Here is a 24,365-nt window from a genome sequence, read left to right as displayed (position 1 = left end):
AGATGATCAGGTAGATAGGTTCGAGGTGGAAGCATGGCGACATGTGGAGCTGACGAATACTAATCGATCGAGGACTTAACCCAACAATAAGTAAATGTATGAACGATAGGAATTTCTTGATATGAACACATTATCTAGTTTTGAAGGATCAACCTTCAACTGAATATGTCTGGTAATGATGGCGAAGAGGCCACACCCGTTCCCATACCGAACACGGAAGTTAAGCTCTTCAGCGCCGATGGTAGTTGGGGGATCTCCCCCTGTGAGAGTAGGACGTTGCCAGGCAAATGGATGAAACCAGTGCTTATTAATTTAGGCGCTGGTTTTTTTGTGTTGTTTTGGGTTTTGGTGGTGGATGGTTGGTGCTGTTTTTGTTTGTTTATGTCGAATGCCCATTATATTATCCGACATCGCGGATAAAACGAAAACTTCGCGGATAAAACAAAAAGTTCGCTGATAAATCCAAAACTTCGCGGATGAAAATAAGATTTAGAGTGATTAAGACCAACATCAGAGCTATAAAGACAATATAGTGGCAAATTTCCCGTTGAGATTGTCATTATCGAGGCCATAAAGACAATCTCGAGGTAAATCTCCCGTCGAAATTGTCATCATCAAGGCCATAAAGACAATCTGCCCGCAAATTTCCCGTCGAAATTGTCACCATCGAGATTATGAAGCCACTTTAAAAACGGTCTTTCCATTTTAAATTCCCTCCTAGCCTCCAATAAGAATCAATCCCTAAAAAAGCGCCCATCTTTTTTTATTTCAAGACAAACACAGACTAGTAGGCTTTACATACACTAAAAGTAGAAGATTGGTAGGCTGGCATTTTACTAAAGTAGTATTACAATTGGTCAATCTGGTTAGAATAGTGGATGGAGGTGGAGAAAGAGATATGAAGTCAACCATTCATTCATCAATTGGGGAAACGTGTATTGTTTGTGAGGAGCAGAAAGAAAGAGGAATCCATCTGTACACGGAGTTTATCTGTACGGAGTGCGAGGGTACAATGTTGCAGACAGAAGTAGAGGATCCAAAGTATAAGTTTTACCTCAAACAGCTCCGTAAGATTACCATTCCGAAAATATTTTCTTAAAACATAACAAAGTTGAAAAGTCCTCTGAGGGCTTTTATTTTTTGGCTCTTTTCGTAAACGTAGTTGTTTTTACGTACTCAAAAAACGACCGTCAAATTGCTTACTTTCTTGCTCTTTTCCCAGTTGTGCTAAAAATACTACTTGCATATTAAGAGTATGTAAGCAACAACCGATTGTCCACTAATGAATACGAACAATCCTTGAGAAAAGAGCCTATTTTTTTATTCAGAAAGCAGGGCAACTATAAGTCTAACGGTCTATCCGTTATAATGGTAGTAGATCAGCTTATAAAGGTTAAGCAGGAAAAGGTTAGTTAGAAGGTGGGCTAATGTTGGACCAAAAAAGGACACCGCTTTTTTCAGCGCTTAAAAGGCATTGGGAGGCTTCTCCGTTATCCGGACATGTGCCTGGGCATAAATTCGGGGATGTTTTCCCTGCTGGAGCAAGGGGTTATTTTGAGGATATATTGAAGTTGGATGTAACGGAAATCTCAGGGTTGGATGATTTACATGACCCTGAAGGTATTATAGAAGAATCACAAAAATTGGCGGCGGAACTTTACGGGGCAGAGGAAACCTTTTTTCTTGTGAATGGGTCGACTGTCGGGAATCTTGCAATGATTATGAGCACATGTACGAGGGGCGGAAAAGTGCTTGTACAGAGAAATTGCCATAAATCCATACTGAGTGGTGTGGAGCTGGCTGGTGCGGAGCCTATTTTTATATCGTGTGAAGTGGATGAGCGTATGGGAGTGGCTGTCTCCATCAAGCCCGCTCGGTTAAAGGAAGCTTTGGAAACCATTGATGGCATAGAAGCGGTTGTTTTAACAAATCCAAATTATTATGGTGTCGCCATGGAATTGGATGAGCTGGTTGCGATGATTCATGCGTATGATATACCGGTGCTAGTGGATGAAGCACATGGTGCACACTTTGTTCTGGGGGAGCCTTTTCCTAAAACGGCATTGGCCTCTGGTGCGGATATTGTGGTTCAATCTGCACATAAAACCTTGCCGGCCATGACGATGGCATCCTACCTGCATGTGCAGGGGGAGAGGGTAAAGAGGGATAGGGTTGCTTATTACTTAAAAATGCTGCAGTCGAGCAGTCCTTCTTACCCGTTGATGGCGTCTTTGGATTTAGCGAGGTTCTATCTTGCTTCCTTGAATGAACAAGATGTGAAACATGTATACGATGACATACTAGCCATCCATCGGGAGCTTGAGAAAATCGAAGGGGTGGAAGTGGTTGTTCCAGAAGGTGGACGGAAGGTGGATCCACTAAAGTTGACGCTTCGGTCTTCCACTGGATTAAGTGGGTACGCCCTACAGGAGCTTCTTGAAAAAGAAGGTCTCTATGTCGAGTTGGCAGACCCCCAGAATGTATTAATTATATTGCCACTGGCGGTTCAAGATAGAAAACATGATATGATAGAGAGAATAGTACGAGCATTATTGGGCCAAACAAAGGATGAACTAGAAAAGGCACGGCTGGTCATTCCGGCATTTCCTGCAGAAATAAGCCGATTGGCCATCCCTTTTGGGGAGCAATACGCCTATAAAGTGGTCAAATGCAGCTTGGAGGAGGCAGTCGGGGAGGTTGCGGCTAAACCGGTTATTCCATATCCTCCAGGTATCCCCCTGCTTTTAAAGGGGGAGAGGATTACACGTGCCACATTGGAATCTATCAAGGTACTAGATCAGCTCGGTGCCAGATTTCAAGGAAGCGAATGGTTAAAGAGAAATTATATGTTCATATATAAGAAGGAAAAGGAGTAACAAGCTTGTGAAGGGATTATTTATTACATTTGAAGGGCCAGAGGGTGCGGGGAAAACGTCTGTCATCCAGAAGTTGGCAAAAGAACTGGAGGATCAGGGGTATCCCATCATCTTGACAAGGGAGCCTGGAGGCATTGCCATTGCAGAGCAGATCCGAAGTGTCATATTGGATTGTGATAATACAGAAATGGATGCGAGGACAGAGGCATTGCTTTACGCTGCGGCCCGTCGCCAACATTTAGTGGAGAGGGTCATTCCGGGCTTGAAGGAAAATAAGATTGTCCTGTGCGACCGTTTTATTGACAGTTCTTTGGCCTACCAAGGATATGCACGAGGAATAGGGGTAGAGGATGTGCTCGGCATCAACGAATTCGCAACGGAAAAAATGATGCCATCTTTGACCGTATACTTTGATATTGAGCCCGAAGCAGGACTTGAGCGAATTGCAGCGAATAATAAACGTGAAATCAATCGCTTAGATCAGGAGAAGCTTGATTTCCATTACAAAGTAAAAGAAGGCTATGATCTGGTGAAGGAGAAGTATCATGACAGATACGCTGTTGTCGATGCATCCAAAGATTTTGAGGCCGTTTGCGAGCAGGTAAGGGAAATTCTCGTTCCTTTTTTTACAGAGCATGGATTTTAAGGAATGGAAATATTTATTCCTGACGACGAAGTAATGAAGTAAGACATATTTAATGGTAAAATAAAGGAGGCGCTATATATGAAGATGATAATGGCCGTTGTTCAAGATAAAGATAGCAATAGATTAATGAATGCCTTGGTAGAAAACAATTTCCGTGCCACCAAACTCGCTAGTACCGGTGGATTCCTGAAATCGGGAAATACGACCTTTATGATCGGTACGGAAGATGTTCGTGTACAAAAGGCTTTGGATATTATAAAAGACAACTGCCAGCACCGTCAGCAGTTGGTCGCACCAGTATCACCCATGGGGGGGAACGCGGATTCCTATGTTCCTTATCCAGTGGAGGTTGAAGTTGGCGGCGCCACCGTTTTTGTATTGCCGGTGGAGCATTTTCACCAATTTTAATATGGGAAAGTAGCTCAGGGGCTGCTTTTTTAGAAGCCTGTTTTCACCACTAAGGTATGGGCCAAAGGAAAGGGACGTTCAGCATTGAAAATATCAACCGATCTCAGAACAAGTGTAGATAAAGGAAGAGTGGATTCAAGAGGCGGCAGCACCTCTAACATTGCCTTTGGTGAGGTCATGCAAAAGCACTCCAATAAATTGCATTCCGAGCAACTTCACCGGTTAATGAAGGATATGGAAATGGTAGGGGACCGTTTGGGAAATTCACGTTCTTTTCAGGACTTGGCAAAATATAAAACACTGGTAAAGCGTTTTATGGAAGAAGCAGTTGAGTTTGGGATGGAGTTGAACCAGTCCCACCATTGGACATATGATGGACAGTCCAGACATCTTCATGTGGTGAAGCAGGTTGATGAAGCGCTGATTGGTTTAACCGACAAGGTAATGAATCAAGAGGAACCAAGAATAAACATATTGAGCAGTATTGGTGAGATAAAAGGACTGCTCATCAATTTATATATGTAAGTTAGTGAGTGATGATGGTGATTAAAAGTTGGTCTGATCTACAAAGCCAGCCTACTGTTGCAAGGATTGTAACAAATAGTTTAGAGCGGAACAGGATTGCTCATGCTTATTTGTTGGACGGGATGAAGGGCACGGGAAAGAAAGAGGTCAGCTATCTTTTTGCCAAAAGTCTGTTATGCAAGGACCGAAAAGGGGTCAATCCTTGTCAGGCCTGTTCTAATTGTAAGCGGATAGATTCTCGCAACCATCCGGATGTACATGTACTTGAGCCGGATGGGAATTCTATAAAAAAGCAACAGATTCAATATTTGCAAGAGGAATTCACTAAAACAGGCTTGGAGTCTAAGAGAAAGATTTATATCATTGAGCATGCAGATAAAATGACTACAAATGCGGCCAACAGCCTGCTGAAGTTTCTTGAGGAACCGAACCAGGAAACGTTCGCATTCTTGCTGACAGAAAACGTCAATCAGATGCTGAACACCATCATTTCAAGGTGCCAACCCCTTTCGTTCCGGGCTTTAACGTCAGAAGGCCTGGTGGATAAGCTGATGGCAGAAGATATTTCGCTTCCTTTGGCAAAGTCGGCTGCGTCCCTGACAAACAGTTTAGAGGAAGCAGTAGAATTATGTCGAGATGATTGGTTTGCGCTGGCTAGAAATTTAGTGATAAAATTGTATGAAGCGATATTTAATCGCCCTCAAGCATCATTGCTGTTTATACAAGAAAAGTGGATGCCCCATTTTTCCGATCGAAAACAGCTCGAGATAGGTTTAGATTTAATGCTATTCATTTATAAAGATATGCTGTATGCTCAGTTATCCAAAGAGGAGCAGATGGTGTTTGTCGACGAAAAGGAATTGATCCAGAAGTTGGCTCTCCAGACGACTCAACAACGAGTGACCGAGCATTTATCCTATATATTACAAAGCAAGTCTCGGTTAGCATCGAATGTGAATCCGCACCTTCTCATGGAACAATTAGCGTTAAACTTGCAGGAGGGATATTAGTTTGTATGAAGTAGTGGGAGTTCGTTTTAAAAAAGCAGGGAAAATATACTATTTTGACCCAAATGGGCTTGATATAAAGGATAATGAGTTTGTCATTGTCGAAACGGTAAGAGGCGTGGAGTTCGGAAAAGCTGTCATCGGTCAAAAGAAAGTCGACGAAAATGATGTCGTACTCCCGTTGAAAAAAGTGCTCCGTATTGCTGACCAAAAAGATCGTCTTATTGTCGATGAAAATAAGAAGGCGGCAAAAGAAGCGTTTGATGTTTGTTTTACAAAAGTGAACGACCATGGTTTGGATATGAAGCTGGTGGATGTGGAATATACATTCGATCGGAATAAAATCATTTTCTACTTCACCGCAGATGGCCGAGTGGACTTCAGGGAGCTCGTAAAGGACCTTGCCTCCATTTTCCGCACCAGGATCGAACTCAGACAAATCGGAGTCCGCGATGAAGCAAAACTACTAGGCGGTATCGGTCCATGTGGGCGCATGTTGTGCTGTTCCACATTCCTGGGTGATTTTGAACCGGTATCCATCAAGATGGCAAAGGATCAAAACCTGTCCCTGAACCCTTCCAAGATATCCGGGTTGTGTGGCCGTTTGATGTGTTGCCTGAAGTATGAAAATGATGAATACGAGTCCGCTAAAGAGCAATTACCGGATCTGGATGAAGTAATCAAAACACCGAACGGAGTAGGACGTGTGGTCGGACTGAATCTTCTGGAACGCGTGCTGCAGGTGGAGTTATCCGGAAAAGATCGAGTGGTGGAGTATTCTCTAGATGAATTACTCCAAGAAGGAGCCGTTTCGCAAGCCACAGATTAAGAGGTGGAAAACTTGGACAAGAAGGAAATATTTGATTCTGTCAGCAATATGGAAGAACAGATCGGACATTTATATAAACAGCTTGGCGATTTAAAGGAGCACCTAGCCCTTATTATCGAAGAGAACAACAGTGTGCTGGTGGAAAATAGCCATCTTCGTAAGCGTCTCGAACAGATGACGAAAGAAGAGGAGCAAGCTTCCACCATCAAACAGAAGCACAAGAAAAAACAACAGGAGCAAAATAAGCAAACCGATGTAGGAGAGGGCTATGATAACTTAGCCAGGCTGTACCAAGAAGGGTTTCATATTTGCAACCTGAATTTCGGCAGTCCGAGAAAAGAAGGGGACTGTATGTTTTGCTTGTCTTTCCTAAATAAAAAGTAAAAAGTCGCTTTTCCGTTAATCGGATGGCGGCTTTTTGTTTTGTGAAAATATACAAGCAAAAGCTTAAGTATTTAGAATCTATAGATTTTGATTGGAACACAGGAGAAGACTCCGGCGGGAGGTAGCGGCCACTGAAAAACCCAATAACTTATCTTTTTTATAAATTTCTAGCTGTTGATTGCAGCAATAGGCGAAGACTCCTGCGGGGGGATAGCGACATTCTTGAGACCCCGCAGGGCGTAGCCCGAGGAGGCTCAAGGTCGCCCTCTGGATAAGCGAAGCCGTTTGCAGAAATCAACAGCGGTGTTAAACAGATTATCAGAATTATGTACTTTTTCAGTGGCCTTGGGAGGTAGCGGTAGTCTTAAGGCCCCTGAAGCGTTGTGAGAAGGTTAAAGCACTACCACGCGGAGAGTCGCTAAGCCCAGTGGAAATCCAAAAGCAGCGATTAACAGAAACTAAATATATTCGCTCCATCGCATCTTATGTTTTTCCCAGGGATTACGTTATAATAGGGAAAGATTATGGTACGAAAGGGTTTTGTTAGATGGTAGATCTTATAGGTGATGAGCGGCTCGATTATTTATTTGCGGAGAATTTACGGATCATACAGAGCCCATCCGTGTTTTCCTTCTCCTTAGATGCGGTTCTTTTGGCACAGTTTGCGTATGTTCCGATTCAAAAAGGCAATATCATTGATTTATGTACAGGCAATGGGATTATCCCTTTATTGTTAAGCAAAAGGACAAAAGGTTCCATAACGGGTGTGGAGATCCAAGAACGCCTTGCTAATATGGCGAAAAGAAGCATTGACTACAATGGATTGACAGATCGTTTGAGTATTATGAACATGGATCTAAAGGACTTGCCCGCCCTGATAGGAAACAAAAAGTACGATGTGGTGACATGCAATCCTCCTTATTTTCCGTTGACAGAGAACGAAGAGAAAATAAATAGTAATAAGCATTATGCAATAGCAAGGCATGAGATAGAATGTACATTAGAAGATGTAGTCCGTGTTAGCAGTCATGCTGCTAAGCAGGGTGGGAAGGTGGCATTTGTCCATCGTCCAGGACGACTTCTCGATATCATCACTTTAATGAGGAAATATCGCCTAGAGCCAAAGCGCTTGCAATTCGTCCATTCCAAACTCGGAAAGCCGGCAAATACACTACTGATCGAAGGCATAAAGGACGGAAACCCAGACCTAAAAATCCTTCCACCACTCCTTGTATACGATGAGAACGGCGAATACACCATCGAAGTAAGAAAAATGCTTTTTGCGGAATAAAATATAAGCAAAGTTCTTTTATATACTAGACGCTGAGTAAGTAGCCTAAAATAAATGAGGGATCCAACATGGAATTATGGCAGCAAAACAGTTTTTCAGAATCATATACACAAGGAAGGCTATATTTGATTCCAACACCTATAGGTAATTTGGAGGATATCACCTACAGATCACTTAGAATGTTGAAGGAAGTAGACTATATAGCAGCAGAAGATACAAGACAAACCAAAAAACTATGTAATTATTTTGATATAGCAACACCGCTTATCAGTTATCATGAACATAACAAAGAACAAAGCGGCAGGAAAATAATCGACCTCTTAAGAGATGGGAAGGACATAGGCCTTGTTAGCGATGCAGGCATGCCATCCATATCAGATCCTGGTTATGAAGTAGTAGTGGAAGCACTCGAAGAAAATCTTTATGTGGTACCACTCCCAGGAGCAAATGCTGCTCTTACGGCTTTGGTCGCTTCCGGTCTGGTCTCACAGCCGTTTTATTTCTACGGCTTTCTGGATCGCCAGAAAAAAGAGAAGAAAAAAGAACTCGAGCGGCTGAAAAAGCTTATGGATACATTTATTCTTTACGAATCCCCCCACCGCTTGAAGGATACACTCAGCTTAATGCTTGAGATCCTTGGGGACCGGTCGATTGTCGTAAGCCGGGAGCTCACAAAGAAATTCGAAGAGTTCACAAGGGGCAGTATCTCTGATGTACTGGCTCTCTATGAAGAGCAAGGAATCAAAGGGGAATGTTGCATTATAATAGAAGGAAGTGGTGAAGAAGCCAAAGAGGAGGAAGAAGCCTGGTGGAAAGAACTTTCCCTTTTAGAGCATGTGCAACAAGTGATGGACAAAGATGGCTGTTCCTCGAAAGAAGCCATCAAACAAGTATCCAAAGAACGTAATATACCAAAGCGAGATGTGTACCAAGCATTTCACGTTGAATAGTAATTAAATTTAAACCTCCATGAAGAGAAAGGAACCAGTGCTTAAAGAATAGGCGCTGGTTTTTTTATGGATGGATTAGTTTGGAGGGCGGCTCATGAAGACAATTGGGTGATGAGACCTATATTGAACGTGTCTTCATCATCAGAAAGGGTTTCTTGGCACACACAGCCTTCTTCATCATAGTTAAGCAAAAAAAGAGGGTGCCGCAGCACCCTCTTTTGTGTGTCATTTAATTATTTTGTTTGCAAGTTGTTTTGGATCTCTTGGATAATTTTCTCTGCACCTTCACGGCTTAAGATGATTTTTCCATCAGCAAGTGTAAGGTTGTTGTCAGAAACCTCACCAGTTACTTGGCAAGTCATGTTTGGCTTGTATTTTTTCAAGATGATCTTTTCGTCATCTACGTAGATTTCTAAAGCATCTTTCTCAGCGATTCCTAACGTTCTGCGAAGCTCGATAGGAATAACCACGCGGCCTAACTCGTCAACTTTACGTACAATACCAGTAGATTTCATAAGAAAAATACCCCTCTCTCAAATTAAAATTATTTAATATTAATAATCTATCATTTTCGTCATTATTCGACAAATCTAACGTGATTTAATCATAACAATATTTACAAAATCCGTCAACAATTATGTTTGAAAATATTTGTATTTCTTTTAAAAAATGTATTCCAAAAGCGGGAAAACCGCTCTATAATAAGGGTTTACTGGAATGAGGGTCTGGTTAACACTTACAATAAATGACTAATTTTCAATAGAATACAAGTATTATTATAATCATTATTCGACAAAATTCAACTGTTGTTTCGACAAATTTTTCGACAAATGTCGATTTGAAGGATGATGGATTATTAAGTGGAATGGAATTGGGAGGGGATGAGAAAAAGTTTTTGTTCAATCCTTAACAATACCGGCCCAAACCATGTATAATAGGTATAAAAAATAGGTTATGATGTTGATATATATAATTTTAGAAGTAAACGCTGATCGCTCTCGTCCATCGGGCGGGAGTTTTCTACTTTTATATGTTTCGATTATAGGGAGGTAATTTTTGATGGTAGACGATAAAAAAACTTTTTACATTACAACACCTATCTATTACCCGAGTGGTAATTTACATATTGGCCATGCCTATACGACAGTGGCAGGGGATGCGATGGCCCGTTACAAACGATTAAAAGGGTATGACGTGATGTACTTGACAGGTACAGACGAGCATGGCCAGAAAATCCAGCGTAAAGCGGAAGAAAAAGGTGTTACGCCTCAACGCTATGTTGATGACATTGTTTCAGGAATCAAAGACTTATGGGAGAAGCTTGACATTTCCTATGATGATTTCATCCGCACAACAGAAAACCGCCATAAAGAAGTGGTGGAAAAGATATTTAAGCAATTGCTCGATCAAGGGGACATCTATCTTGATGAATACGAAGGCTGGTATTCGGTACCTGATGAAACTTACTATCGTGAACACCAACTTGTCGATCCGATTAAGGAGAATGGCAAAGTAGTAGGTGGAAAGAGTCCAGACAGTGGACATCCGGTGGAATTGGTAAGGGAGCAATCCTACTTCTTCCGCATGGGCAAGTATGTGGACCGTCTGCTTCAGTATTATGAGGAAAACCCTGAGTTCATCCAACCGGAATCCCGCAAGAACGAAATGGTCAATAATTTCATCAAGCCTGGCCTTGAAGATCTTGCGGTATCCAGAACATCCTTCGATTGGGGCGTCAAGGTACCTGGGGACCCTAAGCATGTTATTTACGTTTGGATTGATGCGTTGTCCAACTACATCACAGCGCTTGGATACGGTACAGATAATGACGAGAAATACATGAAATACTGGCCAGCCGATGTTCACTTGGTAGGAAAAGAAATCGTCCGTTTCCATACTATTTATTGGCCGATCATGCTGATGGCGCTGGATCTGCCATTACCGAAGAAAGTCTTTGCACATGGTTGGTTGCTCATGAAGGACGGCAAGATGTCCAAATCAAAAGGAAATGTAGTGGATCCTGTTACCCTGATTGATCGTTATGGTCTTGATGCACTGAGATATTACCTGTTAAGGGAAGTACCATTTGGAGCGGATGGCGTTTTTACACCGGAAGGCTTCGTGGAAAGAGTGAACTTTGACTTGGCCAACGACCTTGGGAACCTGTTGAACAGAACGGTGGCCATGATTGACAAATATTTCAGTGGTGAGATTCCTGTTTATAATGGGAAGGTGACAGAGTTTGATCAGACGTTAAGTGAGCTTGCGGTAAATACGGTTCAGCAGTATGAGAATGCCATGGAGAACATGGAATTTTCCGTAGCGTTATCCTCTATCTGGCAACTTGTAAGCAGAACAAATAAATATATTGATGAAACACAGCCATGGGTTCTGGCGAAGAGTGAAGAGACAAATGATCAATTGGCTTCTGTTATGGCCCATCTGGCAGAATCATTGCGTTTCATCGGAATCCTCTTGAAACCGTTCCTGACAAGAACACCTGGAAAGATATTCGCACAACTGGGTGTGGATGATTCACTTGCAGCATGGGAAAGCTTATCAAGCTTCGGGCAGATCCCTGCTGGTACGAAAACAGTGAAAGCAGACCCTATTTTCCCTCGTCTTGATGTAAAAGAAGAGGTGGAGCATATCAAACAAGTAATGCAACCAGCTGCTCCTGCTCAAAAAGCGGAAGAAAAAGTGGTCGAAGAGGCGCCTCCAACATCCGAGGAAATTACATTTGATGATTTTATGAAAATAGATTTACGTGTTGCAGAAGTGACACATTGTGAGCCTGTGAAAAAAGCAGATAAGCTTTTAAAACTTCAATTAGATCTTGGCTATGAAAAAAGACAGGTGGTTTCCGGAATTGCCAAGTTCTACAAACCGGAAGAGCTGGTAGGAAAGCGTGTCATTTGCGTAACGAACTTGAAACCTGTTAAACTTCGTGGTGAGCTCTCAGAAGGAATGATCCTTGCAGGACAAAAGGATGGAGTGCTATCCTTGGCTTCTGTTGATGCAGCCTTACCTTTAGGTGCAAAAGTAAAGTAATTAGTTTTTGGATAAAATAATTTTTATAATGGAAGAGGTGTTTCACGTGTAACAACGGGTTGCACCTCTTTGTTTCTTTAACGATATATTATTTGTTTATATTATTTTAAAAAAGTACATGATGGCTACTTGTTAAAAGTCCTTCTGGGTGTTCGCTTTCCGCGGGGCGCTGCTTGAGCCTCCTCACAACGCTTCAGGGGTCTCAAGTCTACCGCTACCTCCCGCCGGAGTCTCACACCTTGCACTACAGGCAACAGGGAGGTACCTTAATTTATGTAGGTGGAACTACCGAATTTTAAAAAACAGGAGGGTTACATATGTTATTTGATACACATGTCCATTTGAATGCGGATCAGTATGAGGAAGATTTGCAGGAGGTAATTGATAGAGCCCGTCAGGATAAGGTAGACAACATGGTAGTGGTAGGATTCGATCGTAAAACCATAAACCGGGCAATGGAACTTGTGGAGAAGTATGATTTTCTTTATGCGGCTGTGGGGTGGCATCCTGTTGATGCTATAGACATGACGGATGAGGATTTGGCATGGATCGAAGACCTTGCTTCTCATGAGAAGGTCGTGGCAATCGGGGAGATGGGCCTTGATTATCATTGGGATAAATCACCGAAAGATGTGCAAAAGGAAGTATTCCGCAAGCAAATTAGACTGGCGAAAAAAGTGAAGCTTCCGATTGTCATCCATAACAGGGACGCAACGGCGGATGTGGTGGAGATACTGAAGGAAGAAGAGGCGAAGGAAGTAGGGGGCATCATGCATTGCTTCACTGGAAGCTTGGAAGTGGCAAAGGAATGCATGGATATGAATTTCTACATATCATTCGGAGGGCCGGTCACTTTCAAAAATGCAAAAAAACCGAAAGAAGTAGTCAAGGAAATCCCGATGGATAAACTGCTAATAGAAACAGATTGCCCTTATCTGACACCTCATCCATACCGAGGAAAAAGAAACGAACCGGCATATGTTCGTCTGGTTGCAGAACAGGTAGCGGAACTGAAAAATGTAACAATAGAGGAAGTAGCAGAAAAAACAACAGCAAATGCTAAGAAATTATTCGGCATAAATTGACAAAGAAACATGTCAAAAATCGCTGATACTTGTCCAAATTCGAGTAAAAACAAATAAGTTCTACCTATCTTCTTCTCTTCATAGGATAATCGTGTCGATAGTTTTCACTTCCCTTTTGTGAGAATTTTCTGCATAATAGACATTACGGTCGAGCCGATGGTAAGGGTTGACAAGTTACATAACTGTCTATATAATCCATTCGAGGAGAAGGAGGCGTTTTTTTACATGTTAAATAGCATGAAAAAACTGTTTTCTGGTTCGTTGAGTAAGACGAAACTGGCGATGGTTATTACTAGTTTCATAGTCTTCTCAACTATACTTGGCTTTGGTGTCTTCCATGGCACAAAGGCTGCTGTAACAGTGAATGTGGACGGTGAGGAAGTCACGGTACGCACACACGCAAAAACTGTAGCGGATATTCTGAAAGAGCTGGACATTAAAGTCCATCCCGAGGATCGACTGGAACCTTCAAAGGATACCGTGGTCAGTGACGCCATGCAGATTGTCTGGAATCCGGCGAAAGAAGTGAAACTTGTCATCGATGATAAGGAGCGCTCCATCTTTACGACAGCAGAGACAGTACAAGAATTCTTAGCAGAAGAAGATATAGATATACAAGAGCACGATAAGGTAAGTCAAGGTTTAAATACCCCAATCAAGGATGATTTAGTCATTGCCATCGAAAAGGCATTTGAAGTTACCTTGAATGTAGGGGGGGAAAAGCAACAAGTATGGTCTACTTCGACTACGGTCGCTGACTTTTTAGAACAGCACGATATCACAGTAAATGATCTTGACCGAGTGGAGCCTAGTCTAGAAGAATTGGTAGCAAAAGATGCTGTAGTAAATATTACTAGAGTTGAAAAAGTCACCGATGTAGTGGAAGAGCCTATTGAATTTGGTGTTGTAACAAAAAATGATGATACCCTCGATAAGGGGAATGAGCAAGTGGTCCAGCAAGGTCAAGAAGGGACTGTTGCGAATCATTATGAAGTCATTTTAGAAAATGGCAAAGAAGTGTCCCGTGAATTGGTGAAAACAGAGACGGTGAAAGAATCCTTGGATCGCATCGTTGCTGTCGGAACAAAAGCTCCGCCACCACCACAGCCTAAACCTCAACAGGTTGTGTCACGTAGCACGGAAACAAGCTCTAAGGAATTTTATGTTTCATCAACGGCATACACGGCATACTGTAATGGATGCAGTGGTGTAACAAGCACGGGAATTAATTTACGATCTAACCCAGGAGCAAAAGTGATTGCAGTAGATCCTAGTGTCATTCCTTTAGGTACAAAAGTGTATGTGGAAGGCTATGGATATGCTGTTGCTGGAGATACCGGTGGTGCGATCAAGGGCCACAAGATCGACGTATTCTTCTCGGATAAGGATGCTGCTTATCGTTGGGGAAGGAAAAAAGTAAAAATTAAAATTCTAGACTAATTGGCTAGAGATTCAGCAGGGGTTTTTTTAAGCCTCTGCTTTTTTATGTTTGTTCTGGTAAAATAAATATTAGTCAAGAAAGACAAAATAAAGTAGAATACATACTATTGTTTGTTTTTACATCTTCGTTTCAATAATTAGACGTTTATCATAGAGGAAAAGTTTCACCCTTTTGGAGGAAAAAATGAAAATAAAAGAAATTATCGTGGTGGAAGGAAAAGATGATACAGTAGCTATCAGAAGGGCTGTGGACGCAGATACCATTGAGACGGGCGGTTCTGCCATCAACGAGGAAATTTTAAGCCGAATCAAACATGCACAGGACACAAGAGGGGTCATTGTATTCACAGATCCTGATTACCCTGGCGAAAAAATCCGCCATACGATCAGACAAGCCATTCCCAACTGTAAGCATGCTTTCCTGTCAAAAGATAAAGCACGCGGTAAAAATGGAAAAGGAATCGGTGTGGAGCATGCCACCGTGAAGGATATCCAAGAAGCGCTTGAAGGACTGCATCAGGAATATGAGCAGGAAACAGAAAAAATCCCGTTTGAAGCGCTTGTTTACTATGGACTGGTTGCCGGCCCTGCGGCAAAAAGTAGGAGAGAGCGACTCGGTACGGAGCTTAATATAGGCTATACAAATGGCAAACAATTGCAAAAGCGCCTGCAGATGTTTCATATTTCTTTGGATAGATTGAAACAAGCGATAACGAAAATAGACCAGGAGGAGCAATAAATGCATAAAGATATTGCCACACCGAAAAGAACGAAGGAAATACTGGATAAGTACGGCTTCTCTTTTAAAAAGAGCTTAGGGCAGAACTTTCTCATAGACACCAATATACTGCGCAACATCGTGGAATATGGAGAGGTATCGGAAAAGACCGCGGCGATTGAGATTGGACCGGGGATCGGTGCGTTGACGGAGCAGATTGCCAAAAGGGCGGGCAAGGTCTTCGCTTTTGAAATAGATCAGAGACTCCTGCCAATTCTAGAAGACACCCTATCTCCATATGACAACGTGACTGTCATCCACAAGGATATCCTTAAAGCGGATGTAACCGCGCTGATCGGGGAAGAGCTGAAGGCATATGAGGATGTAAGAGTGGTTGCCAATCTTCCCTATTACGTTACTACCCCAATTATCATGAAGCTGTTGCAGGAAGGATTGCCACTAACAAGCATTACCGTCATGCTGCAAAAAGAAGTGGCGGAGCGGATGGCTGCGAAGCCTGGATCCAAGGAATACGGATCCCTGTCCATTGCCGTACAATATTATACGAAAGCGGAAACGGTGATGATCGTCCCGAAAACGGTCTTTGTCCCACAACCGAATGTTGACTCTGCAGTCATTCGTTTAATTGTACGCGACGAGCCGCCTGTAAGGGTAAAGGATGAGGAATTCTTCTTTGAAGTGGTCCGCGCAAGCTTTGGACAAAGAAGAAAGACGATCCTGAACAATCTTACCAGTCATCTTCCGGACGGCAAGGCGAAAAAACAGGATATAGAAGCGGCGCTTTCCAATAGCTCCATTGATCCAAAAAGGCGTGGAGAGACCCTTTCCATTGAAGAGTTCGGTGCATTGAGTGATGAGCTATATATGGTGTTTAAAACAGAAACGGCCTGATAAGGGCCGTTTTTTTGATGATTAGGCATTGATAGGGGGCGGATCGGGCTGGACTTGGCGAGTTTTAGAGAGCTGGTTGATGAGGGAGATGCCTGTATTTTGGCTGTGAAAGTGGTTCGGACATTTATTTTGTTTGTTTGGACAATTAAGCCTGTATTTTCAAGAGGTTCGGACAAAGTACTGGGTAGTTCGGCCACTTTTTACTAGATGTTTGGACATTGTAATTTTAGGTTCGGTCAACTATCGGAAAACTTTTGACAACTATGCAAAGTCTTTGGACAAGAACCCGAAAACTTCGGACATTCGAGAGAAATGCCTCTAAGAATGATCCAAAACACCATTCATCGCGAGCACCACCGGCAACTAACCATGCTTCCTCTCTTTCTAATCTCAAGTGTGCTACAACCTGCTACACACCAAGAAAAACGCTCACACACGTTCGGCAAACTGCATACTCTAGGTTAGATAGACCGTTGGGGTAAATGCCTTCTCCCAGTTGGAGGGAAAATATGATGCTGAAAATTGGAGACATTGTTGCGCGAAAGTCTTATAATTATGATCTACTTTTTCGCGTGATGGATATACAGGAGAATGAATTAAAACAGCGAGTAGTTTTATTATATGGGGAAGATGTCAGGCTGATGGCTGATGCCCCATACGATGACCTGAAAGTGGTGGACGGAAAAGAGCAGATGACCAGAAAGCAAAGAGCGGAGTCCAAGGTGAACAGGTCTTTACAGCTCTTGCAACAAGACTACCAACTTATTCGGGAAAAAAATGAATACGAGGCAACAGGTGGCTATAGTACAGAGCAGGACTATTTTCAAGTGCCAGGAAAGGTTTTGCATTTGGATGGAGATCCTTTGTATTTAAAAAAGTGTCTGGAACTCTACGAGCGAATTGGCGTGCCTGTCCATGGGGTGCATGCGAACGAGAAGGAAATGCCCCTTAAAATCACCGAACTGATGGAAAGATATCGACCTGATATTCTTGTTGTCACAGGGCATGATGCCTACTCAAAGAGCAAAGGGAAAGCCTCTGATATCAAAGCATATCGGCACTCATGGCATTTTGTGCAAACGGTGAAAGAGGCGAGGAGGATCCAGCCGAACCTGGATCAGCTGGTCATCTTTGCAGGAGCATGCCAGTCCCATTTTGAATCGTTGATACAGGCAGGAGCTAATTTTGCAAGCTCCCCCTCCCGAGTAAATATTCATGCTTTGGACCCTGTATATATTGTGGGCCGTATTTGTTTTACCCCATTTATGGAGCGAGTGAATGTCTGGGATTTATTGCGGAATACATTAACAGGTGATAAAGGATTAGGTGGAATAGAAACAAGGGGGGTCCTGCGAACGGGAATGCCATTCAGGCCATACAAGGAAGATGAAGATGAAGAAGACGAAAACTCTTAACGATGAAAAGTTAAGGGTTTTTTGTCGTATTTCCACCACTATATCAACCTGTCCAATCCCTTGATTTATAAGGATATGTAGCTGTTTTGAAATTTTATACATAATATTACCGATTATTGTACAAAGTAAATGTAGACATATGAAGATAATTGTAGACAGAAATATATTGACAGGTTGCTTTTGTGGTTGTTATAATTTTAAGTTTTATTTGATTTTTGGTTAAAATTATGTTACACTAGTTATAGTATAGTGAGGTGGAGTAAAATGGGAAAAACGTTAGTAGATATCAAAAGAACGTTAGATTCTAATTTAGGTAAAAAGTTAACTCTTCGTGCTAACGGTGGTCGCAGAAAGACAATCGAACGTATTGGGATATTAGCAGAAACTTATCCATCAGTATTTGTAATAGAACTAGATCAAGACGAAAATGCTTTTGAACGTGTATCCTACAGCTATGCAGATGTCCTCACAGAGACGGTACAACTTACATTTTTCGAAGAAGGAAATATGGCCATAAGTGGGCAGTAGACAACTATGTTTGCTGCTTTTTATTTTGCCCAGAAGCAACATAGCTGGTGATTGGAGCGACTCCTGCGGGAGGTAGCGGTAGATTGAGACCCCTGAAGCGGTGTGAGGAGGCTCAAGCACCGCCCCGCGGAAAGCGAAGCCTGGCGCGAAGATCAACAGCGACGCTTAAAGTAATCCATACAAATACATATATATCCGCTTATAAAAACACAAAAGCCTCCCAATACTAATGATGTCGCAACTATTGATCATTAAAGGGGGCTTTTATCATGAGCAGACGACGAAGCATGATGTCTCATCAGTTAAAAGAAGAACTCGCAAAAGAGCTAGGCTTTTATGATGTGGTTCAACGTGAAGGCTGGGGCGGAATAAAAGCGAAGGATGCCGGCAATATGGTCAAACGTGCAATAGAATTGGCGGAGCGACAACTTGTACAAAACCAGCAGAAATAATGGCGAATGCAAAACCGAAGTGGGAACCACTTCGGTTTTTTGGCAAATGCTTGAATAAATAGTAGCCAGAAACATAATATTTCCCATCCATGGAGATATTTCTAACCTGGAATATGGTACAATACATAGATAATTGGAGACGAATAAAGTAGGTGAAGAAAGTGAGACTGTTAGAAAAAGCACCAGCGAAAATCAACCTGTCGCTAGATGTGCTACATAAGCGTCCAGATGGATTCCATGAAGTGAAAATGATCATGACCACCATCGACCTGGCGGATAGAATCGAACTATCAGAGCGTAAGGATGGTCAAATCAGTATCATTTCCCATAATCGCTATGTGCCGGACGATAATCGAAATTTGGCTTATCAGGCTGCCTCTCTATTAAAAGATAGGTATAACGTGCAACAAGGTGTATCCATTGCCATTACAAAGGTGATACCGGTTGCGGCGGGATTGGCTGGCGGAAGCAGTGACGCTGCAGCGACTCTACGAGGTTTAAACAAGCTGTGGAAACTGGGCCTGACGCTCGATGAGCTTGCAGAGATTGGAGCAGAGATTGGTTCTGATGTTTCTTTTTGTGTCTATGGTGGTACCGCTCTTGCCACAGGAAGAGGGGAGATTATCAAACATATCCCTGCACCTCCTCATAGCTGGATTGTGCTTGCCAAACCGACCATCGGAGTTTCAACGGCGGAAGTGTATAACAACTTGAACCTTGATAAAGTGACACATCCGGATGTGGATGGGATGCTTGAAGCGATCTATGAGAATGATTATGCAAAAATGATCGGACTTGTAGGCAATGTTTTAGAAAGCGTGACACTTAAGCTTTATCCAGAGGTGGCACATATTAAGGATCAGATGAAGAAATTCGGTGCAGATGCAGTATTGATGAGTGGAAGCGGACCGACTGTCTTCGGAATTGTCCAATATGACTCGAGAATGCATCGTATTTACAATGGACTAAGAGGCTTTTGTGACCAAGTATTTGCCGTCAGAATTCTTGGGGAGCGGAACAGCCTTGATTAAATCCGTATATTAATGTTATATTTACATTAGAATATTCGGATTTTAGGAGGAAGAAGCATGAAATTACGTCGAAGTGGTCGTCTTGTGGACATGACACATTACTTGCTGCAACATCCACAAGGGTTAGTTCCGCTTTCCTTCTTTGCAGATCGTTATGGGTCAGCGAAGTCTTCCATCAGTGAGGATTTGGGAATCATTAAACAAACATTCGAACAGCAGGGGATAGGCACGCTCGTTACTGTACCTGGTGCTGCGGGTGGTGTGAGATATATTCCATATGTAAGCCATGAGGAAGCGGAAACATATCTGGAGGAACTTTGTGAGATGATCGCAAAACCGGAAAGGTTACTGCCTGGGGGCTACCTTTATATGACTGATATACTGGGGAACCCGAAAGTGTTAAACAAAGTAGGAAAGATGTTCGCAACGGCATTTAGTCATAAAAAAGTGGATATTGTCATGACCATGGCCACGAAAGGCATTCCACTTGCTCATGCAGTGGCAAGCTTCTTAAATGTACCGGTTGTGATCGTCAGACGTGACAGCAGGGTGACGGAGGGTTCCACGGTAAGCATCAATTATGTGTCAGGTTCATCCAAGCGGATCCAAACCATGGTTCTGGCGAAACGAAGCTTGGAAACTGGCTCCAATGTACTAATCATCGATGACTTCATGAAGGCCGGTGGGACGGTCAGTGGAATGGTGAATTTGCTTGCTGAATTTCAAGCGAACGTAGCTGGCATCGGGATCTTAGTAGAGTCAGAAAACATCGAAGAGCGCCTCGTCGATGACTATGTATCCTTGGTCAAGCTGGAGAAGGTAAGTGAAAGAGACCGACAGATTGAAGTGCAACAAGGGAATTACCTTGAACATGTCAAGGAAAATATTACATTAAAATAGGCTCTGTTAAATTAATTCTTGCAGCAACCTAGCTGTTGATTGGAGCAATAGGCGAAGACTCCTGCGGGGGGATAGCGACATTCTTGAGACCCCGCAGGGCGTAGCCCGAGGAGGCTCAAGGTCGCCCTCTGGATAAGCGAAGCCGTTTGCGGAAATCAACAGCGGTGTTTAACATAGCCTTAAAATAAAGGGAGTGTAAGAAATGAAAGTAGTTCATACAGACGCTGCTCCAAAGGCAATAGGACCATACTCACAGGGAATCATCGTCAACAATCTGTTTTACAGTTCCGGACAGATCCCGTTAATGCCGAACGGCGAATTGCTAGAAGGGGATGTAAAAGCACAAACGCATCAGGTGTTCCAAAACCTGCAAGCGGTATTGGAAGAGGCCGGAGCATCTTTGGAAACGGTAGTGAAAGCGACCGTTTTCATTAAAGATATGAATCAATTCGGGGAAATCAATGAAGTGTATGGGGAGTACTTTCACACGCACAAGCCTGCAAGATCTTGTGTAGAAGTGGCCCGGTTACCGAAGGATGTCCTAGTAGAAATCGAAGTAATCGCCCTAGTTAAATAAAAACTATTCTTTTTCCACCACTTTGCCCAAAATTTTCAAAAAAATTTTTGAAAATAAGAAGGAGTTCTAGAAAATTTAGAGAATTTATAATACTAAGTTTTTTTATTGGGACAAAAGGTGGTGAACAGAATGGAAGTAACTGACGTAAGATTACGCCGCGTAAATACCGATGGTCGCATGAGAGCTATCGCATCCATCACATTGGATCATGAATTCGTTGTTCATGACATCCGTGTAATCGATGGAAACAACGGCTTGTTCGTTGCGATGCCAAGTAAACGTACGCCCGATGGAGAATTCCGTGATATTGCGCATCCGATCAATTCCGGAACGCGTGGAAAGATCCAGGAAGCGGTTCTAGCAGAGTACCACCGCTTAGGCGAATTAGAAGTAGAATACGAAGAAGCAGGTGCTTCTTAATCGATAGAAGGTGAAACAGGCTGTTTTAAAATGCGGCCTGTTTTTCTTTTTGGGGAGAAAAGGGTGTGGGAGATCCCTTTAGAGCAGGTAAATGTCACAATAACCTTCGGAAATGTCGCAATAACCATGAAATTAGTTACAATAACCCCGGGAAAACTCACAATCACCATGAAAATAGTTACAATCACCCCATAGTATCCTTCATCGCCCCTGTAGAAGTTTCAAAAATCCCACGAAGCCAACAAACTTTCATAAGATGAAACGCCCATACCGTCTCCTTTTTTGTCAAAAAAATGTACTTTCGCGTACTTCCTTGAAATGGGCACAGTTTTAGGATATATTCGTAATGGATAATTAGGTGAAAATGGAGGCCGTTATGATAAATCGATATGCCGTAATATTAGCAGCTGGTCAAGGTACACGGATGAAATCAAAACTATATAAAGTGTTACACCCTGTTTGTGGCAAGCCGATGGTACAACATGTTGTCGACCATGTTTCTGCACTGAACTTCGAGAAGATCGTGACAGTGGTTGGACATGGAGCGGAAACGGTAAAGAGCCACCTTGGAGAAAAGAGTGAATATGCCCTCCAGGCAGAGCAACTCGGAACGGCACATGCTGTCATGCAAGCAGCACCGGTGTTACAGGATAAAAAAGGGGTAACCTTGGTTATTTGTGGAGATACTCCACTTATCACACCGGAAACGATGCAAGAACTGCTTGACTTGCATGAAAACACGGGAGCGAAGGCTACGATTCTGACAGCTTATGCAGAAGACCCTACTGGTTATGGACGCATTATCCGTAATGGTGAAGGACATGTCGGAAAAATCGTGGAGCATAAGGATGCAAGTGAAGAAGAGCGTAAGGTGACAGAAATCAATACTGGCACATACTGCTTTGATAACGAAGCTCTTTTTACAGCGCTCAACAATGTATCTAATGATAATGTACAAGGTGAGTACTACCTACCCGATGTCATTGAGATCTTGAAAGAACAAGGCGATATCGTTTCTGCCTACCAGACTTTGGACTTTGATGAAACACTTGGAGTCAATGATAGAGTAGCGCTTTCGCAGGCCGAAAAAACCATGAAGAAAAGAATCAATAAAAAACATATGATCAATGGAGTAAGCATCATCGATCCAGACAATACGTATATTTCTGCTGATGCGGAGATTGGTAGGGATACTGTCATCAACCCTGGTACCGTCATCTTAGGGGCTGCGAAAATCGGGGAAGATTGCATCATCGGTCCAAACTCTGAAATTAAGGACTGCGAAGTCGGAGACCGTACAACCATTCGCCAATCTGTTGCACATGACAGCGCAATTGGGAACGATGTAAATATCGGGCCATTTGCTCACGTCAGACCGGATTCCAACATTGGGAATGAAGTGAAGCTTGGAAACTTTGTAGAAGTGAAAAAGGCGACCTTCGGAAACGGAAGCAAGGCTTCTCATCTTAGCTATATTGGAGATGCGGAAGTTGGAGCGGATGTGAACCTTGGTTGTGGTTCCATTACCGTCAACTATGATGGGAAAAAGAAATATTTAACTAAGATTGAAGATGGTGTTTTTGTAGGCTGCAACTCTAACTTGGTGGCACCTGTGACTATCGGCAAAAATGCCTATGTTGCAGCAGGATCTACCATAACGGAAGATGTACCTGGAGAAGCACTGTCGATTGCTCGTGCTCGCCAAGTGAACAAAGAAAACTACGTAAACAAACTTAATAGTAAATAATCCCCTGTTTCATAGAGTTTTACAGCTGTTGATTGAAGCATAGGGCGAAGACTCCTGAGGGAGATAGCGCTAGGTGGAGACCCCGCAGGCAAAGCCGAGGAGGCTCCACCAGCGCCCCTAGGAAGCGAAGCCCGGAGTGGAAATCAACAGTGTTGCAATAACGAAGTCACTTAAAAAAGCCATTAAATAAACCTAGCGGAGGGTTCTAGTTATCATGCCAAAGTATGCCGATTCTAATTTAAAGATTTTTACGTTGAATTCCAATACAGCCTTAGCAGAAGAAATTGCACAACATGTGGGTGTTCCAATCGGAAAATGCTCGGTAGCTCGTTTCAGTGATGGAGAGGTACAGATCAACATCGAAGAAAGTATCCGTGGTTGTGATGTATATGTCATCCAATCTACAAGCGCACCAGTTAATGAACATATCATGGAGACACTTATCATGATTGATGCACTTAAACGTGCTTCTGCCAAAACGATCAATATTGTGATGCCATACTACGGTTACGGCAGACAGGACCGTAAAGCACGAGCTCGTGAGCCGATCACTGCAAAATTAGTGGCAAACCTTCTTGAGACTGCTGGAGCAGACCGCGTCATTACACTAGATCTGCATGCACCTCAGATCCAAGGTTTCTTTGATATCTTAATTGACCACTTAATGGGTGTTCCTATTTTAGCGGAGTACTTTGACAGCAAAGAACTAGAGGACCTTGTTATCGTTTCACCTGACCACGGTGGGGTAACGAGAGCAAGAAAATTAGCCGATCGTCTAAAGGCACCGATCGCCATCATTGACAAGCGCAGACCTCGTCCGAACGTCGCGGAAGTCATGAACATTGTTGGTCATATCGAAGGAAGAACGGCAATCTTGATTGATGATATGATTGATACTGCCGGAACCATTACATTGGCGGCGAATGCCCTGATTGAAAATGGAGCAAAAGAAGTATATGCATGCTGTACACATCCAGTCTTATCAGGTCCGGCAATTGAACGTATCCAGAATTCTAAGATTAAAGAATTGGTAGTCACTAATACTATTTCTTTACCGGAAGAAAAGAAGATTGAAAAGATTACACAACTATCCGTGGCAGAACTTATTGCAGAAGCGATTATTCGTGTGCATGAAGAGAAATCCGTCAGTACTTTATTTGATTAATCGTCAAA

At 42.7% G+C, this 24,365-nt stretch carries 25 protein-coding genes and 2 rRNA genes; 26 read left to right on the top strand and 1 reads right to left on the bottom strand.

The annotated features are described in order from the left end of the window. The 12 genes from EKQ44_RS20525 to rsmI form a co-directional block, all read left to right on the top strand. Nucleotides 1-83, top strand: a 23S ribosomal RNA gene (locus EKQ44_RS20525); the annotation flags it as partial. An 85-nt stretch (nt 84-168) separates the two neighbouring features. Next, a 5S ribosomal RNA gene (gene rrf / locus EKQ44_RS20520) occupies nt 169-285 on the top strand. 613 nt (nt 286-898) lie between these two features. Next, nucleotides 899-1,099: a sigma factor G inhibitor Gin gene (locus EKQ44_RS20515; RefSeq protein WP_237665379.1), complete on the top strand. Its 201-nt coding sequence runs from the start codon at nt 899-901 to the stop codon at nt 1,097-1,099. A gap of 331 nt (nt 1,100-1,430) precedes the next feature. Beyond that, the gene (locus EKQ44_RS20510) at nt 1,431-2,876 is read left to right on the top strand and encodes an aminotransferase class I/II-fold pyridoxal phosphate-dependent enzyme (RefSeq protein WP_237665386.1); all 1,446 of its coding nucleotides are present in this window, start codon (nt 1,431-1,433) and stop codon (nt 2,874-2,876) included. A 7-nt stretch (nt 2,877-2,883) separates the two neighbouring features. Next, nucleotides 2,884-3,522, top strand: coding sequence for a dTMP kinase (tmk, locus tag EKQ44_RS20505; protein ID WP_237665378.1), 639 nt, complete (start codon nt 2,884-2,886; stop codon nt 3,520-3,522). A 78-nt stretch (nt 3,523-3,600) separates the two neighbouring features. Continuing rightward, the gene (locus EKQ44_RS20500) at nt 3,601-3,930 is read left to right on the top strand and encodes a cyclic-di-AMP receptor (protein WP_237665377.1); all 330 of its coding nucleotides are present in this window, start codon (nt 3,601-3,603) and stop codon (nt 3,928-3,930) included. Nucleotides 3,931-4,014: 84 nt separating this feature from the next. After that, complete coding sequence (locus EKQ44_RS20495) at nt 4,015-4,455, top strand: YaaR family protein (protein ID WP_237665376.1); 441 nt, start codon at nt 4,015-4,017, stop codon at nt 4,453-4,455. A 17-nt stretch (nt 4,456-4,472) separates the two neighbouring features. Beyond that, nucleotides 4,473-5,465 (top strand): DNA polymerase III subunit delta', encoded by a 993-nt coding sequence (gene holB, locus EKQ44_RS20490; protein ID WP_331254679.1) that lies wholly within the window; start codon nt 4,473-4,475, stop codon nt 5,463-5,465. Nucleotide 5,466: 1 nt separating this feature from the next. Next, nucleotides 5,467-6,291: a PSP1 domain-containing protein gene (locus tag EKQ44_RS20485; RefSeq protein ID WP_237665375.1), complete on the top strand. Its 825-nt coding sequence runs from the start codon at nt 5,467-5,469 to the stop codon at nt 6,289-6,291. Between the two features lie 12 nt (nt 6,292-6,303). Next, nucleotides 6,304-6,675, top strand: coding sequence for a DNA replication initiation control protein YabA (gene yabA, locus EKQ44_RS20480; RefSeq protein WP_237665374.1), 372 nt, complete (start codon nt 6,304-6,306; stop codon nt 6,673-6,675). 547 nt (nt 6,676-7,222) lie between these two features. Then, nucleotides 7,223-7,966, top strand: coding sequence for a tRNA1(Val) (adenine(37)-N6)-methyltransferase (locus EKQ44_RS20475; protein WP_237665373.1), 744 nt, complete (start codon nt 7,223-7,225; stop codon nt 7,964-7,966). A gap of 68 nt (nt 7,967-8,034) precedes the next feature. Continuing rightward, nucleotides 8,035-8,916 (top strand): 16S rRNA (cytidine(1402)-2'-O)-methyltransferase, encoded by an 882-nt coding sequence (rsmI, locus tag EKQ44_RS20470; RefSeq protein WP_237665372.1) that lies wholly within the window; start codon nt 8,035-8,037, stop codon nt 8,914-8,916. Between the two features lie 233 nt (nt 8,917-9,149). Here the strand turns inward: rsmI and EKQ44_RS20465 are convergent, their stop codons facing one another. Beyond that, complete coding sequence (locus EKQ44_RS20465) at nt 9,150-9,431, bottom strand: AbrB/MazE/SpoVT family DNA-binding domain-containing protein (protein WP_064097636.1); 282 nt, start codon at nt 9,429-9,431, stop codon at nt 9,150-9,152. 544 nt (nt 9,432-9,975) lie between these two features. Between EKQ44_RS20465 and metG the strand changes: the two genes are divergently transcribed. The 14 genes from metG to EKQ44_RS20395 all read left to right on the top strand — a co-directional run bounded on the left by metG (nt 9,976) and on the right by EKQ44_RS20395 (nt 24,357). Further along, nucleotides 9,976-11,967, top strand: coding sequence for a methionine--tRNA ligase (gene metG / locus EKQ44_RS20460; RefSeq protein ID WP_237665371.1), 1,992 nt, complete (start codon nt 9,976-9,978; stop codon nt 11,965-11,967). 317 nt (nt 11,968-12,284) lie between these two features. Then, nucleotides 12,285-13,052, top strand: coding sequence for a TatD family hydrolase (locus tag EKQ44_RS20455; RefSeq protein WP_237665370.1), 768 nt, complete (start codon nt 12,285-12,287; stop codon nt 13,050-13,052). 225 nt (nt 13,053-13,277) lie between these two features. Beyond that, complete coding sequence (locus tag EKQ44_RS20450; protein ID WP_237665369.1) at nt 13,278-14,492, top strand: G5 and 3D domain-containing protein; 1,215 nt, start codon at nt 13,278-13,280, stop codon at nt 14,490-14,492. A gap of 184 nt (nt 14,493-14,676) precedes the next feature. Continuing rightward, nucleotides 14,677-15,231 carry a ribonuclease M5 gene (rnmV, locus tag EKQ44_RS20445; RefSeq protein ID WP_237665368.1) on the top strand — a complete coding sequence of 185 codons (555 nt, stop codon included), beginning with the start codon at nt 14,677-14,679 and terminating at the stop codon, nt 15,229-15,231. Further along, entirely contained in the window at nt 15,232-16,122 is an 891-nt protein-coding gene (gene rsmA, locus EKQ44_RS20440; protein ID WP_237665367.1) for a 16S rRNA (adenine(1518)-N(6)/adenine(1519)-N(6))-dimethyltransferase RsmA, read from the top strand. A gap of 509 nt (nt 16,123-16,631) precedes the next feature. Further along, complete coding sequence (yabG, locus tag EKQ44_RS20435) at nt 16,632-17,537, top strand: sporulation peptidase YabG (protein WP_237665366.1); 906 nt, start codon at nt 16,632-16,634, stop codon at nt 17,535-17,537. A gap of 264 nt (nt 17,538-17,801) precedes the next feature. Then, nucleotides 17,802-18,065 (top strand): biofilm formation stimulator Veg, encoded by a 264-nt coding sequence (veg, locus tag EKQ44_RS20430; protein ID WP_010191377.1) that lies wholly within the window; start codon nt 17,802-17,804, stop codon nt 18,063-18,065. A 269-nt stretch (nt 18,066-18,334) separates the two neighbouring features. After that, nucleotides 18,335-18,517, top strand: coding sequence for a small, acid-soluble spore protein, alpha/beta type (locus EKQ44_RS20425; RefSeq protein ID WP_237665365.1), 183 nt, complete (start codon nt 18,335-18,337; stop codon nt 18,515-18,517). A gap of 161 nt (nt 18,518-18,678) precedes the next feature. Further along, on the top strand, nt 18,679-19,548 hold the full coding sequence (gene ispE / locus EKQ44_RS20420) for a 4-(cytidine 5'-diphospho)-2-C-methyl-D-erythritol kinase (protein ID WP_237665384.1): 870 nt from the start codon (nt 18,679-18,681) through the stop codon (nt 19,546-19,548). 57 nt (nt 19,549-19,605) lie between these two features. Next, a complete protein-coding gene (gene purR, locus EKQ44_RS20415; RefSeq protein WP_237665364.1) occupies nt 19,606-20,448 on the top strand; it encodes a pur operon repressor in 843 nt (280 codons plus the stop codon). 202 nt (nt 20,449-20,650) lie between these two features. Then, nucleotides 20,651-21,025, top strand: coding sequence for a 2-iminobutanoate/2-iminopropanoate deaminase (ridA, locus tag EKQ44_RS20410; protein WP_237665363.1), 375 nt, complete (start codon nt 20,651-20,653; stop codon nt 21,023-21,025). A gap of 129 nt (nt 21,026-21,154) precedes the next feature. Continuing rightward, nucleotides 21,155-21,445, top strand: a complete 291-nt coding sequence (spoVG, locus tag EKQ44_RS20405; RefSeq protein ID WP_010191385.1) for a septation regulator SpoVG — start codon at nt 21,155-21,157, stop codon at nt 21,443-21,445. Nucleotides 21,446-21,821: 376 nt separating this feature from the next. Beyond that, nucleotides 21,822-23,192: a bifunctional UDP-N-acetylglucosamine diphosphorylase/glucosamine-1-phosphate N-acetyltransferase GlmU gene (gene glmU, locus EKQ44_RS20400; protein ID WP_237665362.1), complete on the top strand. Its 1,371-nt coding sequence runs from the start codon at nt 21,822-21,824 to the stop codon at nt 23,190-23,192. 214 nt (nt 23,193-23,406) lie between these two features. Then, nucleotides 23,407-24,357 (top strand): ribose-phosphate diphosphokinase, encoded by a 951-nt coding sequence (locus tag EKQ44_RS20395; protein WP_269151746.1) that lies wholly within the window; start codon nt 23,407-23,409, stop codon nt 24,355-24,357. The last annotated feature ends 8 nt before the right edge of the window (nt 24,358-24,365 follow it).

Source organism: Sutcliffiella horikoshii, assembly GCF_021991925.1.
GTDB classification, from domain to species: domain Bacteria; phylum Bacillota; class Bacilli; order Bacillales; family Bacillaceae_I; genus Sutcliffiella_A; species Sutcliffiella_A horikoshii_F.
Note: the sequence above shows the minus strand (reverse complement) of the source record. Positions and strands in the feature narration are given on the sequence as shown.